The organism is Enterobacter sp. 302C9, from assembly GCF_034106085.1.
GTDB lineage: Bacteria > Pseudomonadota > Gammaproteobacteria > Enterobacterales > Enterobacteriaceae > Enterobacter > Enterobacter asburiae_B.
The window spans coordinates 982,407-999,007 of record NZ_JAWNBW010000001.1 but is presented as its reverse complement, the minus strand read 5'-3'; the positions used below and the strand labels follow the sequence as shown (position 1 = coordinate 999,007).

The window sequence follows — 16,601 nt, the reverse complement described above, 5'->3', positions numbered from 1 at the left end:
TGACTACGCGCGTTGAACCTCACAGGTACTGAGCATCCGCCACTCAGCCGGCAGCACCCGCGTTTCCCCTGTCGCATTGACCATCACCGTCTCGCGGATATCCGCCGACGATGCGCCAACCTGCAGCTCAAACTCGCCCGGCTCGACGATGCGTTTTCCGTCGCGACGGGTGAAGTTGAACATCTCAACCGGCAGCGTGAAGGTGAGCGTGGCGGTTTCTCCCGGCGAGAGCGTGACGCGCTGGAAGGCCTTCAGCTCCTGAAGCGGCCGCACCTGCGTGGCGACCTTATCCCTGACGTAAACCTGCACCACCTCGCTGCCGCTGCGCTCTCCGGTATTGGTGATATCCACGCTCAGCCTCACCTCACCGTCGACCGGTACGCTGCTTTCGGCGACGCGGACAGCGCCCCAGCTAAACGTCGTCCAGCCGAGGCCGAAGCCAAACGGGTAACGTGAGCCGAAATGGAACGCAAACGGCGTGCCGCCGCTTTTGAGCTTGTGATTGTAGTAATACGGCATCGCACCGGCGCTTTTCGGTACGCTCACCACCAGACGACCCTGCGGCTCCGCACGCCCGGTTAACACGTCCGCAATCGCCCAGCCCCCTTCCTGCCCCGGCGCCCAGGCCATCATCAGCGCCGCGACCTTATCTTCCAGACCCTGCAGGTTGTATGGACGCCCCCCGGTCATCACGACAATCACCGGTTTACCGGTGGCGACCAGCGCTTCCAGCAGCTGTTGCTGCACGCCCGGCAGGTTCAGGGAGTCGGTATCGGAACCTTCCCCCACGGTACCGCTCTGGAACAGCCCGGCGAGATCGCCCACGCAGGCCACCACCACGTCACTCTCCTGCGCGGCGTTCACGGCCTCGGGGATCGGGGCGGTACTTTGCGATACCGGCGACTGCTGCATCGGTTTGCCGCCGCTGTCGCCAGGGAAGACCGGCGCGCCCGCCATCCGTTTTTCGATGATGTGGCACCCTTTGGCATAGCGGACGTTCGATGCACCGAGATACTGCTCCAGCGCCGCGCGCGGGGTCGTGACCTGCGAGGTCTCTTCCACCATATCGCTGATGATCAAATGCACCGGGAAGCTGTAGCCGTTGAGTAATGCCAGCGGATCGTCTGCCGTCGGCCCCACTACCGCCACGCGGGGTTTGCCCCCGAGCGGTAAAATGCCGTTGTTTTCCAGCAGCGTGATCGATTTCGTCGCCACCTCCCGCGCGGCCTGTCGGGTGATAGTATTTTGCAGGTCGATACCGTTTTCATCCGCGTACGGCTTTTCAAACAGGCCAAGGCGGAATTTTTCCGTCAGCGTACGCGCCACGATCTCGTCGACCTTCGCCATAGAGATCAGCCCGCGCTCTACCGCTTCCGCCAGATGCCGCGCGCAGTCATCTTTCGGCAGCTCGACGTCAAGCCCGGCGTTGAACGCCAGCGCAGCAGATTCGGCCGCATCGTGGGAAATCCCATGGTGCTGGTGCAGCAGGCTTACGCCGCCGTAGTCCGCGACAATAATCCCGTCGAACCCCCACTGCTCTCGCAGGACGGTGGTCAACAGGAAGCTGTCGCTGTGCCCCGGCTGGTTATCAATATCGTGGTACGCGGGCATCACCGAACCGGCGTTTGCCAGCTTGACCGCCATTTCGAACGGCAGCAGGAAGGTGTCGTTCAGCTCGCTGAACCCCAGGTGGACCGGCGCATGGTTGCGCGCTCCTTCGCTGAACGAATGCCCCACGTAATGCTTGAGCGTCGCCAGCAGATCGCGCTTATCGCCCTGTAAGCCCTTCACGTAGGCGGTCGCCATTACGCCCACCAGCCAGGGATCCTCCCCGAAGGTCTCTTCCGTTCGCCCCCAGCGCACGTCGCGGGATACGTCCAGCACCGGTGCCAGCCCCTGCTGGCAGCCGACGGAGCGCGCCTCTTTGCCAATCTGCTCTGCCGCCCGCTGCACCAGCTCCGGATCCCAGGTCGAACCGTAGTTCAATGACGACGGGAACAGAGTAGCATCTTTGCACAGCAGCCCCACCAGACACTCTTCATGGAACAGCGCCGGGATGCCGAGCCGCGTCTCTTCCATCATCATGCGCTGCAGGCGGTTCGCCGCGCGCACGCCGGTCTTCGCGTCAACGATGTGGGTGCCCAGCGGCCGCGTGATCTGCCCGACGCCCAGCTTCAGCCGTTCGCTGAGCGCAGCCTGCTCGCTCACGCCGGCGAATTCGTCACTCAGATCGCTGCGCTCGCGGTGGTTACCGTTTTCATCGAGGATCAGCCAGTACGCGTGCATCTGGGCGAACTTCTCTTCCGGGGTCATGCGCGCCAGTAAATCGGCGACGCGCTCGTGCACGGGACGTCCCGCGTCCTTATAGATAGTCGTCATGTTTTACTCCTGTAGTGCGGAAGGGGTTGCCGGGCGAAGCTGCCCCGCTTCGAGTCTGACTTCACGCTTGCTGGCCAGCTCCCTGGCGATGGAATCCACCAGCCGGCTGTTGAGTTTGTAGATAGCAAGCAGCGCGACCATGCAGAGGAACAGCGCGCAAGGGATAAGGGTGAACAGCGCGTTAATGGTCGAGAGAACGCCTGGCGCCTGGGTTGCCTGGCCCGGGGCGTAATCCACCATGCCAAGCACCCAGCCGACGACCGCCCCACCCAGCGCCAGGCCAAACTTGATGGCAAACAGCGCGGTGGAGAAGACCAGCCCGTCCAGACGACGGCCGCTGCGGTGCTCTTCGTAGTCGACCACATCGGAGAACATGGTCCACTGCAGCGGCGTGGTGAGGTTTTGAATAAAGCTAAAGACGATGTTAAGGCCAAAGATTAGCCACACCTGTGAAGGAGGCAGGAAGAAAATCAGCGCGCCGAAGATAACGAAGGAGATAATCGTCCACTGGTAGGCGCGCACGCGGTCAAATTTCCCCAGCAGCCGTTCAGATAATAATGCGCCGCTTAAGGAGGCCACCATGCCGGAAACAATAAAGGCAAAAACCAGATCCGGACGCAGCAGCACATAGTTCACGTAATACATGGTGGCGGAACCGCGCGTCACCACCGCCGTTAACAGCAAAATATTAAACAGGAACACAATACGCCACTGGCTGTTCCCGGCCAGCAGTTTTAAATCGGTGAGCATGGAGCCGGAGGTATCATTGCGCGGAGAATAACGCTCGAGGGTCATCAGGAAACAGCAGAAGAACAGCACAATTCCCAGCAGACCCATCAGGCTCATGGCATAGAAATAGCCTTTCTGCACGTTGCCCTGGCCTAACAGTGAGACCAGCGGCAGGGCAATAACCGTCACGATCAGCCCGCCGATAAACGACAGGCCAAAGCGCCACGACTGCAGAGAATGACGCTCGCGCGGGTCCAGCGTCAGCGCGCCGGGCATGGCGCAGTAAGGCACGTTAATCGCGGAGTAAATCAGGCTTAAAATCGCGTAGGTCACGCAGGCGTAAACGATTTTTGCCGTCGGCCCAACGTCCGGCACATAGAAGGTAATGAGGCAGCTCACGCCAAACGGGATAGCAAACCACAGCAGCCAGGGACGGAAACGTCCGTGACGCGTCCGGGTGCGGTCAACCAGTGCGCCAATGCACGGGTCGACAAACGCATCGACCACGCGCACCACTAAAAACATGGTGCCCATAATCGCGGCGGGCAGCCCAAATACGTCTGTATAAAAATAAGCGAGAAATAAGGTTGCCGTTTGCCAGACCAGCGCGCTGGCCATATCGCCTAAGCCATAACCTATTTTATCTTTGGTACGCAATACAGAGGAGAGAGTCATTGTTATTTGCCTTTTTATCAGGTTAAAACGTATTTCAACCAGTTGCGCATCTTCTTAAGGGAAATGCGCAGTAAGGCTCAAGTATTAGCAACGGTTTGCGCGCTAACAATTGTCTAAATTGACAGACAAATTATGATATTTGGTTTTTTACTTTATTTGTGATGGGGAGCAAATAAGAAATGAAATAAAAAAGGCGAGGAATAATATCCTCGCCTTTTCGGGTCAGCGTGGCGTTACTTGTTCAGTTCCGCCAGGCTCAGCCAGGTTTGCACCACGGTGTCCGGGTTCAGGGACAGGCTATCGATCCCCTCTTCCATCAGCCATGCGGCAAAGTCTTCATGGTCGGATGGACCCTGACCGCAGATCCCGACGTATTTACCCTGCTTCTTCGCCGCGCGGATGGACATGGAGAGCAGCGCTTTCACCGCCTCGTTGCGCTCGTCGAACAGCTCGGAGACCACCCCGGAGTCGCGGTCCAGACCCAGCGTCAGCTGCGTCATGTCGTTCGAGCCGATAGAGAAGCCGTCGAAGTGCTCCAGGAACTGCTCGGCCAGCAGGGCGTTGGACGGGATTTCGCACATCATGATGATCTTCAGCCCGTTCTCGCCGCGCTTCAGACCCTGACGCGCAAGCTCGTCCACAACGGCTTTCGCCTGATCAACGGTACGCACGAACGGGATCATGATTTCGACGTTGGTCAGCCCCATGTCGTTGCGCACGCGTTTCACCGCCTCGCACTCCAGCGCGAAGCAGTCGCGGAAGCTGTCGGACACGTAGCGTCCGGCTCCGCGGAAGCCAAGCATCGGGTTCTCTTCTTCCGGCTCGTAGCGCTCGCCGCCTACCAGATTGGCGTATTCGTTAGACTTAAAATCTGACAGACGCACGATCACGCGTTTCGGATAGAAGGCGGCGCCCAGCGTCGCGATCCCTTCGGTCAGACGACCGACGTAGAACTCTTTTGGTGAGTCGTAGCCTTTCATCATCTCGCGGATTTCGTTCTGCAGCTTCGGATCCTGGTCGTCAAACTCCAGCAGCGCGCGCGGGTGAACGCCGATCATACGGTTGATGATAAATTCCAGACGCGCCAGGCCAACGCCTTCGTTCGGCAGGCAGGCGAAGTCAAACGCGCGGTCCGGGTTGCCGACGTTCATCATGATCTTCAGCGGCAGGTCCGGCATGGTATCCACGCTTGAGCTCTTCACGCTGAAGTCGAGGATATCGGCGTAGACGTAGCCGGTATCGCCTTCGGCACAGGAGACGGTCACGTTCTGGCCGTCCTTCATGCGTTCGGTGGCGTCACCGCAGCCGACAACCGCAGGAATGCCCAGCTCGCGGGCAATGATCGCCGCGTGGCAGGTACGACCGCCGCGGTTGGTGACGATAGCCGCCGCTTTCTTCATGATCGGTTCCCAGTCCGGGTCGGTCATGTCGGTCACCAGCACGTCGCCTGGCTCAATACGGTTCATCTCGCTGATGTCGTGGATCACTTTGACCGGACCGGCACCGATGCGGTGGCCGATGGCGCGGCCTTCCGCCACGATTTTACCCTGCGCGTGCAGCGTATAACGCTCCATCACCTGACCGCGCGAGCGGACGGTTTCCGGACGCGCCTGCACGATAAACAGCTTGCCGGTGTTACCGTCTTTTGCCCATTCGATGTCCATCGGACGGCCGTAGTGTTTTTCGATCTGCACCGCCTGCTTCGCCAGTTCCTGCACTTCGGCGTCGGTCAGGGAGAAGCGGTCGCGCTGCTCCTGCGGTACATCTTCAATTTTAACCTGCTTGCCATGCTCCTGGGTCGGGGCATAGATCATGCGGATTTTTTTCGAGCCCATGGTGCGGCGCACCACCGCCGGACGGCCAGCAGCCAGCGTAGGCTTGTGGACGTAGAATTCGTCAGGGTTTACCGCGCCCTGCACCACCATCTCACCCAGACCCCACGCGGAGGTGATAAACACCACCTGGTCGAAGCCGGATTCGGTATCAATGGAGAACATCACGCCGGATGAGCCCACGTCCGAGCGCACCATGCGCTGCACGCCAGCGGAGAGCGCCACGCCGCGATGGTCGTAGCCCTGGTGCACGCGATAGGAGATGGCGCGATCGTTGAACAGGGAAGCAAACACGTGCTTCACCGCCACCAGCACCGCATCATAACCCTGGACGTTCAGGAAGGTTTCCTGCTGCCCGGCAAACGAGGCGTCCGGCATATCTTCTGCGGTCGCAGAGGAACGTACGGCAAAGGAGGCCTGCGCATCGTCAGCAGAGAGCTGGTTGTACGCGTCGTGAATGGCTTTTTCCAGTTCCGGCTGGAAAGGTGTGTCGATGATCCACTGGCGGATCTGCGCCCCGGCTTTGGCAAGCTCGGTAACGTCATCAATATCCGTTTTATCCAGCAGGTCGTAAATGCGCTGGTTAACACCGCTCTGGTCTAAAAACAGGTTAAAGGCATCGGCGGTGGTGGCAAACCCGTTCGGTACGGAGACACCCATACCTGACAGATTTGTAATCATTTCACCCAGGGAGGCATTTTTGCCCCCAACTCTGTCTACATCATTCATGCCGAGTTGGTTATACCAAAGCACCAGCGGTGACGAGCCATTGTTGGACATCGAAACAATCCTTTTGTGATATTTGATCGGAGTAAGTAACACCTGACTACGTATTTATACTGGCATATTTATTTCCGCTAAAAAAACGGTGAATCGTGTAAGCAATTTAAAATTTCAACTTTTCGGATACTTTCCCATCAACGATTAACCCGATGATTCCTCTATATTCAGCCAGAAACCCCAAAAATAAAGTCGCTATTTGAAAAATGAAATCCACTTTTCAGGAAAATCAAAAACAGTGTTTCATTCATAATTAGGATAAGTTCTTTGCTGTGTAATTTACTTTTTTAATTTATGCTTTCAGACAATTAGGTCTGATATTCAGGGTGAGTAAAATGGATAGTGCTGTCGATCGCCACGTTTTTTATATTTCTGATGGTACGGCGATCACCGCCGAGGTGCTGGGCCACGCGGTGATGTCGCAGTTTCCCGTCTCGATTAACAGCATCACGCTGCCGTTTGTCGAAAACGAGAGCCGCGCCAAAGCGGTGAAGGACCAGATTGACGCCATCTACCAGCAGACCGGCGTCCGCCCGCTGGTGTTCTACTCTATCGTGATCCCCGAGATTCGCTCCATCATTCTGCAAAGTGAAGGCTTCTGCCAGGATATCGTGCAGGCGCTGGTGGCGCCGCTGCAGAGCGAGCTTAAGCTCGACCCGACCCCGATTGCCCACCGAACCCACGGGCTGAACCCCGGCAACCTGACCAAGTACGACGCGCGTATCGCCGCTATCGACTACACCCTGGCCCACGACGACGGTATCTCGCTGCGAAATCTCGACCAGGCGCAGGTGATCCTGCTTGGCGTGTCGCGCTGCGGCAAAACCCCGACCAGCCTTTATCTGGCGATGCAGTTTGGCATTCGCGCCGCAAACTACCCGTTTATCGCCGACGATATGGATAACCTGGTGCTGCCCGCCGCCCTTAAGCCGCTGCAGCACAAGCTGTTCGGCCTGACGATCAACCCTGAACGCCTTGCGGCCATCCGCGAGGAGCGTCGCGAGAACAGCCGCTACGCCTCCATGCGCCAGTGCCGGATGGAGGTCTCCGAAGTGGAAGCGCTGTACCGCAAAAACCAGATCCCGTGGCTGAACAGCACCAACTATTCGGTTGAAGAAATTGCCACCAAAATTCTCGACATCATGGGGCTTAATCGCCGCATGTACTAATATGCTAGTACATTAGCTCAGATTCAGGTATCATCACCTGCAACCACGGGGCGGTGTCGCCCCGAACTTGAAATCAGCAGGGATTGGTTTAAGGTGATGCCCATCACTTCCCGGTAGTCTGCCGATGAAGCAAAAATTTTCTGAGACATTCCATGAATAAAACCGATGAACTCCGCACTGCGCGCATTGACAGCCTGGTCACGCCGGCTGAACTGGCACAGCGGCATCCCGTTTCCGCCGCCGTCGCGGAACATGTGACGGCCTCCCGCCGCCGCATTGAAAAAATCCTGAACGGTGAAGACAAACGTCTTCTGGTGGTGATTGGGCCTTGCTCCATCCACGATCTGGATGCCGCGATGGATTATGCAAAACGACTCCAGGGACTGCGGGATAAGTACCAGCATCGCCTTGAGATCGTGATGCGCACCTACTTTGAAAAACCGCGCACCGTGGTGGGCTGGAAAGGCCTGATTTCCGATCCTGACCTCAACGGCAGCTATCGCGTTAACCACGGTATCGAGCTGGCACGTAAGCTGCTTTTACAGGTCAACGAACTGGGCGTTCCGACGGCGACCGAGTTTCTCGATATGGTGACCGGGCAGTTTATCGCCGATCTGATCAGCTGGGGCGCGATTGGCGCGCGCACCACCGAAAGCCAGATCCACCGTGAGATGGCCTCTGCCCTCTCCTGCCCGGTCGGCTTCAAAAACGGGACCGATGGCAACACCCGTATCGCGGTTGATGCCATCCGCGCTGCCCGTGCCAGCCACATGTTCCTGTCGCCGGACAAGAGCGGTCATATGACCATCTACCAGACCAGCGGTAACCCTTACGGGCATATCATTATGCGCGGCGGGAAGAAACCCAATTACCATGCCCAGGATATTGCGGCGGCCTGTGAAACGCTGGCCGAATTCGACCTGCCGGAACATCTGGTGGTGGATTTCAGCCACGGCAACTGCCAGAAGCAGCATCGCCGCCAGCTGGACGTCTGCGATGAGATCTGTCAGCAGATCCGCAGCGGCTCGACTGCCGTTGCAGGGATTATGGCTGAGAGCTTTATCAAAGAAGGCACGCAGAAAATCATTGCCGGACAGCAGATGGTTTACGGCCAGTCGATCACCGACCCGTGCCTGAGCTGGGAAGACAGCGAACTGCTGCTGGAAAAGCTGGCAGCTGCGGTAGATTCTCGCTTCTGATGTTATTGTCGGGTGGCGCTGCGCTTACCCGACCTACGATTGTGCCCTTCTCCCTCTCCCTGTGGGAGAGGGTCGGAGTGAGGGCATCAGACCGCACCTCACCCCCAAATTTGATCCCCTCACCCTTTTTTCACAAAAATGCTTGCCGTCAATTTGCAGTTTATTGATAATGATTATCATTGTTACATTGATTGTTATTTATAAACATTATGTCACGTACGGATAACAGCGCGGCAACGCCAGCAAAAACACACACAGCGCCAGCCCCCGCCGAGCGTCGCATTGACAGCAAAACCCTCCTCGGCGATGAGGGACGGGTCATTATCGAGCATGACGGACAGCGCTATCTTCTGCGCCAGACCCATGCCGGAAAACTGATCCTCACAAAATAAACAACACTTAAAAATACGCCAGCCACCCAGGTTATCCCCAGGCAGCCAGCGCTTTTCACTTCTTATGGAGAGTTGCTATGCCACACCTGCCTTCCGCATCTTTACGTCCGTCACTTCTGGCGCTGGCGATTGCCAGTACCCTACCGGGCGTCGCGTTCGCCGCCACAGACGACATTACCGTCACCGCCACGGGCAACGCCCGCAGCACCTTTGAAGCGCCCATGATGGTAAGCGTAATTGACGCCAGCGCGCCGGAGAAACAAACCGCAAGCTCGGCGGCCGACCTGCTGCGTAACGTCCCCGGTCTGACGCTGGACGGCACTGGGCGCACTAACGGGCAGGACGTCAACCTGCGCGGCTATGACCGTCGCGGCGTGCTGGTGCTGGTTGACGGCGTGCGTCAGGGCACCGACACCGGTCACCTGAACAGCACCTTTCTCGATCCCGCGCTAATCAAACGTATCGAGGTGGTCCGCGGCCCGTCGGCCCTGCTGTACGGCAGCGGCGCGCTGGGCGGCGTGATCTCTTATGACACCGCCGATGCCAACGATCTGCTCGAACCGGGTAAAAACAGCGGCTACCGCGTGTTTGGAACGGGCGCAACGGGCGATCATAGCCTCGGGATGGGGGCCAGCGCCTACGGCCGCACCGATACGCTTGACGGTCTGGTCTCCTGGTCCAGCCGGGATCGCGGTGATGTCCGCCAGAGCGACGGTGCAATCGCGCCTAACGACGAATCCATCAACAACATGCTGGCGAAAGGCAGCTGGAAAATCGACCCCGCCCAGACCCTGAGCGGCTCCCTGCGCTACTACAACAACGCCGCTCAGGAGCCGAAAAACCCGCAAACCACCGGGGCGGACAGCAGTAACCCGATGACTGACCGCTCCACCATCCAGCGCGATGCGCAGGTTGGCTACCACATTTCACCGGAAGGGTACGACTGGCTGGACGCCGACGCGAAGGTCTACTGGTCCGAAGCGCGCATTAATGCCCAGAACGTCGACGGTAGCGGTGAGTTCCGCAAGCAGACCACCAAAGGCGGCAAGGTGGAAAACCGCACCCGTCTGTTCAGCGACACCTTTGCAGCACACCTTCTGACCTACGGCGGGGAATACTATCGTCAGGAGCAGCATCCGGGCGGGGCAACCACCGGCTTCCCGGACGCGAAAATCGACTTCAGCTCCGGCTGGCTGCAGGATGAGATCACCCTGCGCGATCTGCCTGTTACCCTGCTGGGCGGCACGCGCTATGACAGCTACCGCGGCAGCAGCGACGGCTACAAAGATGTGGATGCAGACAAGTGGTCATCCCGCGCCGGGTTAACCATCAGCCCAACCGACTGGCTGATGCTGTTTGGCTCTTACGCGCAGGCCTTCCGCGCGCCGACCATGGGCGAAATGTATAACGACGCCAAACACTTCTCCATTGGCCGCTTCTATACCAACTACTGGGTGCCAAACCCGAACCTGCGCCCGGAAACCAACGAAACGCAGGAGTTTGGTTTTGGCCTGCGCTTTGACAATCTGCTGCTTGCCAACGATGCGCTGGAGTTTAAAGCCAGCTATTTCGACACCAAAGCCAAAGACTATATCTCCACCACCGTCGATTTTGCCGCCGCGACCACCATGTCGTACAACGTTCCGAACGCCAAAATCTGGGGTTGGGATATGATGGCAAAATACTCGGCCGATCTCTTCAGCCTCGATCTGGCCTACAACCGCACGCGCGGGAAAGACACCGATACGGGCGAGTACATCTCCAGCATTAACCCGGACACCGTCACCAGCAAGCTGGATATCCCGGTGGCGCAAAGCGGGTTCTCCGTCGGCTGGATCGGTACTTTTGTCGATCGCTCAACGCATATCAGCGGCAGCTACAGCAAGCAGCCGGGCTATGCGGTCAACGATTTCTACGTGAGCTACAAAGGCCAGGAGCGGCTCAAAGGCGTGACCACCACGCTGGTGCTGGGCAACGCCTTTGACAAAGCGTACTGGTCACCTCAGGGCATTCCGCAGGACGGTCGTAACGGTAAGATTTTCGTAAGCTATCAGTGGTAATTCCCTTCGGGGCAACTATTCAGAAGGAAGAGACAATGAATCACTACACGCGCTGGCTTGAGCTAAAAGAAGCCAATCCGGGTATGTACGCGCGCGACGTCGCGGGGTTAATGAACATCAGTGAAGCAGAGCTGACCTTTGCCCGCGTAGGTCACGACGCCTGGCGACTGCGCGGTGAAATCCGCGAGATCCTGGGCGCGCTGGAGGCGGTGGGCGAAACCAAATGTATCTGCCGCAACGAATACGCCGTACACGAGCAGGTCGGGAGATTTACCAACCAGCACCTGAACGGCCACGCCGGGCTGGTGCTGAACCCGCGCGCGCTGGATCTGCGCCTGTTCCTCAACCAGTGGTCGAGCGTGTTTCACATCAGTGAAGCCACCGCACGCGGCGAGCGGCAGAGCATTCAGTTCTTCGATCACCAGGGCGATGCCCTGCTGAAGGTCTACGCCACGGACAACACCGACGTTTCCGCCTGGGGCGACGTGCTGACCCGCTTTATCTTTGCCGACAACCCGCCGCTGGCGTTGAGGATAGCCGATGCTCCGGCTCATGCAGAAAACGCAAATGCCGCTCTCGTGGATAACGAGTGGCGCGCCATGACCGACGTTCATCAGTTCTTCAGCCTGCTCAAGCGCCATAACCTCAGCCGCCAGCAGGCGTTTCGCCTGGTGGGTGACGATCTGGCCTGCCGGGTAGAAAACACCGCGCTGGCGCAGCTCCTGGAGACGGCGCGTCGGGACGGTAACGAAATCATGGTCTTCGTCGGCAACCGCGGCTGCGTGCAGATCTTCACCGGCGCGGTGGAAAAGCTGGTGCCAATGAAAGGCTGGCTGAACGTCTTTAACCCAACCTTTACCCTGCATCTGCTTGAAGGATCCATTGCGGAAACGTGGGTCACGCGCAAGCCGACGGCTGACGGGCATGTCACCAGCCTGGAGCTGTTTGCCGCCGACGGAACGCAAATCGCCCAGCTGTACGGCCAGCGTACGGAAGGCGAACCGGAGCAGAGCCAGTGGCGCAGCCAGATTGACGCCTTAACGGCGAAAGGGCTGACCGCATGAAACGGTGGCTTGCCCTGCTTAGCGCCCTGCCCCTGCTGGCGTCTGCGGCGCCGCAGGAGAAAATCGTTACCCTCGGCGGCGACGTCACCGAGATTGTCTACGCTCTCGGCGCGGCGCCCTCGCTGGTGGCCCGCGACAGCACCAGCCAGTGGCCGCAGCCGGCGAATTCGCTGCCTGACGTGGGCTATCTGCGCCAGCTCAATGCGGAAGGGATCTTATCCATGCGCCCCACGCTGGTGCTGGCCAGCGCTCAGGCGCAGCCGTCTCTGGCGCTAAAGCAGGTTGAGCAAAGCCACGTCAGGGTGATCGCTGTTCCTGCCAGTAACGACCTGAACGTCATTGACGAAAAGGTGCGGATCGTCGCTGAAGCGACGCACCGCGAGGTCGAGGGGGAGGTCCTGCGCAGCACGCTGCGCCAGGCACTGTCGGCGCTTCCCGCGTCGCCGCTCAATAAGCGGGTACTGTTTATTCTCAACCACGGCGGGATGACCGCCATGGCCGCCGGACAACAGACCGGCGCGGATGCTGCCATTCGTGCGGCGGGGCTGCAGAACGCGATGCAGGGGTTTACCCGCTATCAGCCGCTGTCTCAGGAAGGCACGATAGCCAGCCAACCCGATCTGGTGGTGATTTCTCAGGACGGTCTCAACGCCCTGGGCGGTGAAGCGAATCTGTGGACGCTGCCCGGCCTGGCGCAAACCCCGGCGGGACGGAACAAGCAGGTGCTGGCGATTGACGATATGGCGCTGCTGGGCTTCAGCGTGCGAACGCCGGAAGCCATCCAGCAGCTGCGTGCCAAAGCGGAGCTGCTGCCCTGATGTCCCGGCGGATCGCCTTATCGTTATGGATGCTGACCGCGATCCTGACCATCATGACGCTCGCAGCGACCGGGGTTGGGGCATTACACCTGCCGATCAGCCTGATGTGGAACGGGACCGACGAGGCGCTGCGTCAAATCTGGCTGACAATCCGCCTGCCTCGCGTGCTGCTGGCGCTGGCGATCGGCGGTTCACTGGCGCTGGCGGGTTGCGTGATGCAGGGGCTGTTTCGAAATCCGCTGGCAGACCCGGGACTGCTCGGCATCAGCAGCGGCGCAGCGCTCGCCGTTGCGCTGTGGGTGGTTCTTCCGCTCTCGCTGCCTGCACTGGTGATGCTGTATGCCCCGATGCTGGCGGCGTTTCTCGGCGCGCTGGCCGCCACCTTCGTGATTTTCCTGCTCAGCCGTCAGCGTGACGCTTCCCTGTCGCGCCTGCTGCTGGTGGGAATTGCTATCAACGCCCTGTGCGGCGCGGCCGTCGGGGTGCTGTCATGGCTCAGCAATGATGCCCAGCTTCGCCAGCTTTCGCTCTGGGGAATGGGCAGCCTCGGCCAGGCGCAGTGGTCAACGCTGCTGGTCGTCGCGTCGCTGATGGTTCCCACCGTGCTCGCGATCTGGCGTCTGGCAGGCGCCCTCAACCTGCTGCAGCTGGGCGACGAAGAGGCACATTACCTCGGCGTGGAGGTTGCCGCCGTGCAGCGGATCCTGCTGTTGTGCAGCGCCCTGCTGGTGGCCGCCGCCGTTGCGGTCAGCGGCGTGATCGGCTTTGTCGGCCTGGTGGTGCCGCACCTGGTGCGCATGTGGCTGGGAGCCGACCACCGGGCCGTGCTCCCCGGCTCGGTGCTGGCCGGCGCGTTGCTTCTGCTGGTTGCCGATACGCTGGCGCGCAGCCTGGTCGCACCGGCGGAAATGCCGGTCGGCTTACTGACCAGCCTTCTCGGCGCGCCGTGGTTTCTGTGGCTTATCTTTCGTCGCGGAGGTGCGCATGGCTGAACGCTATTGTGCTGAAAACCTTGTTTTTCGCGCCGGACAACGGACGCTGATTGACGACGTGTCGCTGACCTTATCTCAGGGCGAGCTGGTGGCGCTGATTGGCCCCAACGGCGCCGGGAAATCAACGCTGTTGCGGCTGCTGACCGGCTACCTTAAACCTGCGGGCGGACGGTGCAGCCTGGCGGGCACACCGCTTGCGGCCTGGCAGCCGAACAGGCTTTCCCGCTACCGGGCGGTAATGCGCCAGAACACGCAGCTCGGATTTGACTGGCCGGTTGAGGCGGTCGTCGGTATGGGGCGAGCGCCCTGGACCCGCACGCCTGAAGCGACGGTTATTGAGGAGGTCATGGCCGTCACCGGCTGTTTACCGCTGGCGGGCAGGCAGTTTGCCGCACTCTCCGGCGGCGAGCAGCAGCGCATCCAGCTCGCCCGCGCGCTGGCTCAGCTTTGGTGCGACGGCGCGCCGCGCGGCTGGCTGTTCCTTGATGAACCCACGTCTGCGATGGATCTCTATCACCAGCAGCATCTGCTGCGCCTGCTGAAATCCCTGACCCGTCGGGGTCATCTGCACGTTTGCGCGGTGCTGCACGACCTTAATCTGGCGGCGCTGTGGGCGGACCGCATCCTGCTGCTGCATGACGGCAGAATCGTGTCCCAGGGAGCACCGGAAACCGTTTTGCAGGCCGACGCGCTGGCGCGCTGGTACGGCGCGCAGGTTATCGTCGGCAGGCATCCGGCTCACGCCGCGCCGCAGGTGTTTCTCGCCCCCTGATTGGGCTGGTAAAAATCTTTCAGCGTTTCCAGCAGGGCATGCGCCGCTTTAGAGAGCTGCGTGTGTCCTGGATGGATCGCTCCAATGCACTTTTCTATCGGCGGGTTATCCAGCGGAATACAGACCGCGCCCAGCGCCGTCATCTGCGCCTCGCAGAGCGCCGGAACGGCGCTGCCGCCCAGCCCGCTCGCGACCATTCGCCCGACCGTCACCAGCTGATGACTCTCCAGCGCCACGTCCAGCTTTCTGCCGCTTCGCGCCAGCTCCTCCTCCATCATCAGACGTACCGCCGAAGGGCGCTGCAGGGTGATGAAATCCAGCGTCAGCAGCTCTTCCCATGACAGGCGCTTCTTGCCTGCCAGCGAGGAATCTTTTGGCACAATGGCCACAAACCTGTCGAGGCCCAGCGGGGTAAACAGCAGGTTGTGCGTTGGCGCGGGCTCAAAGGCGATGCCCATCTCGACCCGCCCTTCCCGCACCATCTCTATCACCTGCTCGTTAATGACATCATGCACGGTGACGTTGATCCCGGCATGGCGATCGCGAAACGCTTTTAGCACCTCGGGCAGGACATTCGCGGCAAACGACGGCATGGCCGCAACCGAAATTTTACCGCGCTGCAGGGTAAAGCACTGGTGCATCGCCTCTTCGACGTTATCCCAGTCGGCAAGCAGCTGGCGCGCCATCGGCAAAAACGTCTCTCCCTCCTGCGTCAGCGCGACCTTGCGCGTGCTCCGCTGCAGCAGCGGTCCGCCGAGCGCATCCTCCAGCGCTTTAATCGTCAGGCTCAGGGCCGGCTGGGAAAGATTCAGCCGTTCGCTGGCGTGCGCGAAATTGAGAGTGTGAGCTACCGCTAAAAACGCGCGTAACTGTTTGACACTCATTCTCATTTTCCATCCTGTTAACTAATTGAAAAAATTTAGTTAACAGTAAATTAATAAAAAAACCAAATGAGTGGGTCACAAATTCAAAATTAACAAATGAGTCGCCGTCCCTAATGATACCGGCACGGATAACGGGAGGGATAACTATGGCGGGACTGGACAAGCGCGTCGGCAGCTATGCGCAGGCGCTGGAAGGGCTGACGGACGGAATGACCTTGCTGGCGGGCGGCTTCGGCCTGTGCGGGATTCCGGAGAACCTGATTGCAGAGGTCAGACGCCGTCAGGTGAAAGATCTGACGGTGGTATCAAACAACTGCGGCGTGGACGGTTTCGGTCTCGGGATACTGCTCGAAACGCGGCAGGTTCGCAAAGTGGTGGCCTCTTACGTCGGCGAGAACGCCCTGTTCGAGCGGCAGGTGCTGAGCGGCGAACTGGAGATTGAACTCACGCCTCAGGGCACGCTGGCGGAAAAGGTGCGCGCGGGCGGCGCGGGCATTCCGGCATTTTACACGGCCACCGGCTACGGCACGCCCGTGGCTACCGGCAAAGACGTGCGCCAGTTTGCGGGGAAGCACTACATCCTCGAGGAGGCGATTGTGGGAGATTTCGCGCTCATTAAGGGCTGGAAAGCGGACTGGTACGGCAACGTTGTCTATCGGCATACCGCGCAAAATTTTAATCCGCTGATGGCAACGGCGGGCCGGATAACGGTCGTTGAGGTGGAAGAGATTGTTGCACCGGGCGAGCTGCCCCCGTCGGCCATTCATACCCCGGGAATTTACGTCGACAGGCTGATTGTCGGCCAGTTTGAAAAACGCATCGAACAGCGCACCCTGCGCGCGGAAGGAGTCTGACG

The 16,601-nt window shown here is 59.6% G+C and carries 13 protein-coding genes; 9 read left to right on the top strand and 4 right to left on the bottom strand.

The window, feature by feature from the left end; translation table 11 throughout:
- Positions 1-3 precede the first annotated feature (3 nt).
- From UR289_RS04870 to ppsA, 3 genes are all read right to left on the bottom strand, one after another.
- Positions 4-2,379, bottom strand: a complete 2,376-nt coding sequence (locus tag UR289_RS04870; protein ID WP_320709245.1) for a glycoside hydrolase family 3 N-terminal domain-containing protein — start codon at positions 2,377-2,379, stop codon at positions 4-6.
- A 3-nt stretch (positions 2,380-2,382) separates the two neighbouring features.
- On the bottom strand, positions 2,383-3,783 hold the full coding sequence (locus UR289_RS04865; protein ID WP_320709244.1) for an MFS transporter: 1,401 nt from the start codon (positions 3,781-3,783) through the stop codon (positions 2,383-2,385).
- 233 nt (positions 3,784-4,016) lie between these two features.
- Positions 4,017-6,395 (bottom strand): phosphoenolpyruvate synthase, encoded by a 2,379-nt coding sequence (gene ppsA / locus UR289_RS04860; protein ID WP_023311316.1) that lies wholly within the window; start codon positions 6,393-6,395, stop codon positions 4,017-4,019.
- Positions 6,396-6,730: 335 nt separating this feature from the next.
- Between ppsA and UR289_RS04855 the strand changes: the two genes are divergently transcribed.
- The 8 genes from UR289_RS04855 (at position 6,731) to UR289_RS04820 (ending at position 14,861) form a co-directional block, all read left to right on the top strand.
- Complete coding sequence (locus UR289_RS04855; RefSeq protein ID WP_023311315.1) at positions 6,731-7,564, top strand: pyruvate, water dikinase regulatory protein; 834 nt, start codon at positions 6,731-6,733, stop codon at positions 7,562-7,564.
- Between the two features lie 152 nt (positions 7,565-7,716).
- Positions 7,717-8,763, top strand: a complete 1,047-nt coding sequence (gene aroH / locus UR289_RS04850) for a 3-deoxy-7-phosphoheptulonate synthase AroH (RefSeq protein ID WP_320709243.1) — start codon at positions 7,717-7,719, stop codon at positions 8,761-8,763.
- A 209-nt stretch (positions 8,764-8,972) separates the two neighbouring features.
- Positions 8,973-9,155, top strand: a complete 183-nt coding sequence (hemP, locus tag UR289_RS04845) for a hemin uptake protein HemP (RefSeq protein WP_032638304.1) — start codon at positions 8,973-8,975, stop codon at positions 9,153-9,155.
- A 77-nt stretch (positions 9,156-9,232) separates the two neighbouring features.
- Positions 9,233-11,215, top strand: coding sequence for a TonB-dependent hemoglobin/transferrin/lactoferrin family receptor (locus UR289_RS04840; protein WP_320709242.1), 1,983 nt, complete (start codon positions 9,233-9,235; stop codon positions 11,213-11,215).
- 35 nt (positions 11,216-11,250) lie between these two features.
- On the top strand, positions 11,251-12,279 hold the full coding sequence (locus UR289_RS04835; RefSeq protein ID WP_320709241.1) for a hemin-degrading factor: 1,029 nt from the start codon (positions 11,251-11,253) through the stop codon (positions 12,277-12,279).
- Positions 12,276-13,097, top strand: a complete 822-nt coding sequence (locus tag UR289_RS04830) for a heme/hemin ABC transporter substrate-binding protein (RefSeq protein WP_213730127.1) — start codon at positions 12,276-12,278, stop codon at positions 13,095-13,097. Before UR289_RS04835 ends, UR289_RS04830 begins: the two co-directional genes overlap by 4 nt.
- Positions 13,097-14,089: a FecCD family ABC transporter permease gene (locus UR289_RS04825; RefSeq protein WP_058840776.1), complete on the top strand. Its 993-nt coding sequence runs from the start codon at positions 13,097-13,099 to the stop codon at positions 14,087-14,089. Before UR289_RS04830 ends, UR289_RS04825 begins: the two co-directional genes overlap by 1 nt.
- Positions 14,082-14,861: a heme ABC transporter ATP-binding protein gene (locus UR289_RS04820; protein ID WP_033145287.1), complete on the top strand. Its 780-nt coding sequence runs from the start codon at positions 14,082-14,084 to the stop codon at positions 14,859-14,861. The genes UR289_RS04825 and UR289_RS04820 overlap by 8 nt, the downstream gene beginning before the upstream one ends.
- Here the strand turns inward: UR289_RS04820 and UR289_RS04815 are convergent.
- Positions 14,828-15,751, bottom strand: coding sequence for a LysR family transcriptional regulator (locus UR289_RS04815; RefSeq protein WP_033145286.1), 924 nt, complete (start codon positions 15,749-15,751; stop codon positions 14,828-14,830). The genes UR289_RS04820 and UR289_RS04815 overlap by 34 nt on opposite strands.
- A 140-nt stretch (positions 15,752-15,891) precedes the next feature.
- On the opposite strand from UR289_RS04815, the gene UR289_RS04810 reads away from it, so the two are divergent.
- A complete protein-coding gene (locus UR289_RS04810; RefSeq protein WP_320709239.1) occupies positions 15,892-16,599 on the top strand; it encodes a CoA transferase subunit A in 708 nt (235 codons plus the stop codon).
- The last annotated feature ends 2 nt before the right edge of the window (positions 16,600-16,601 follow it).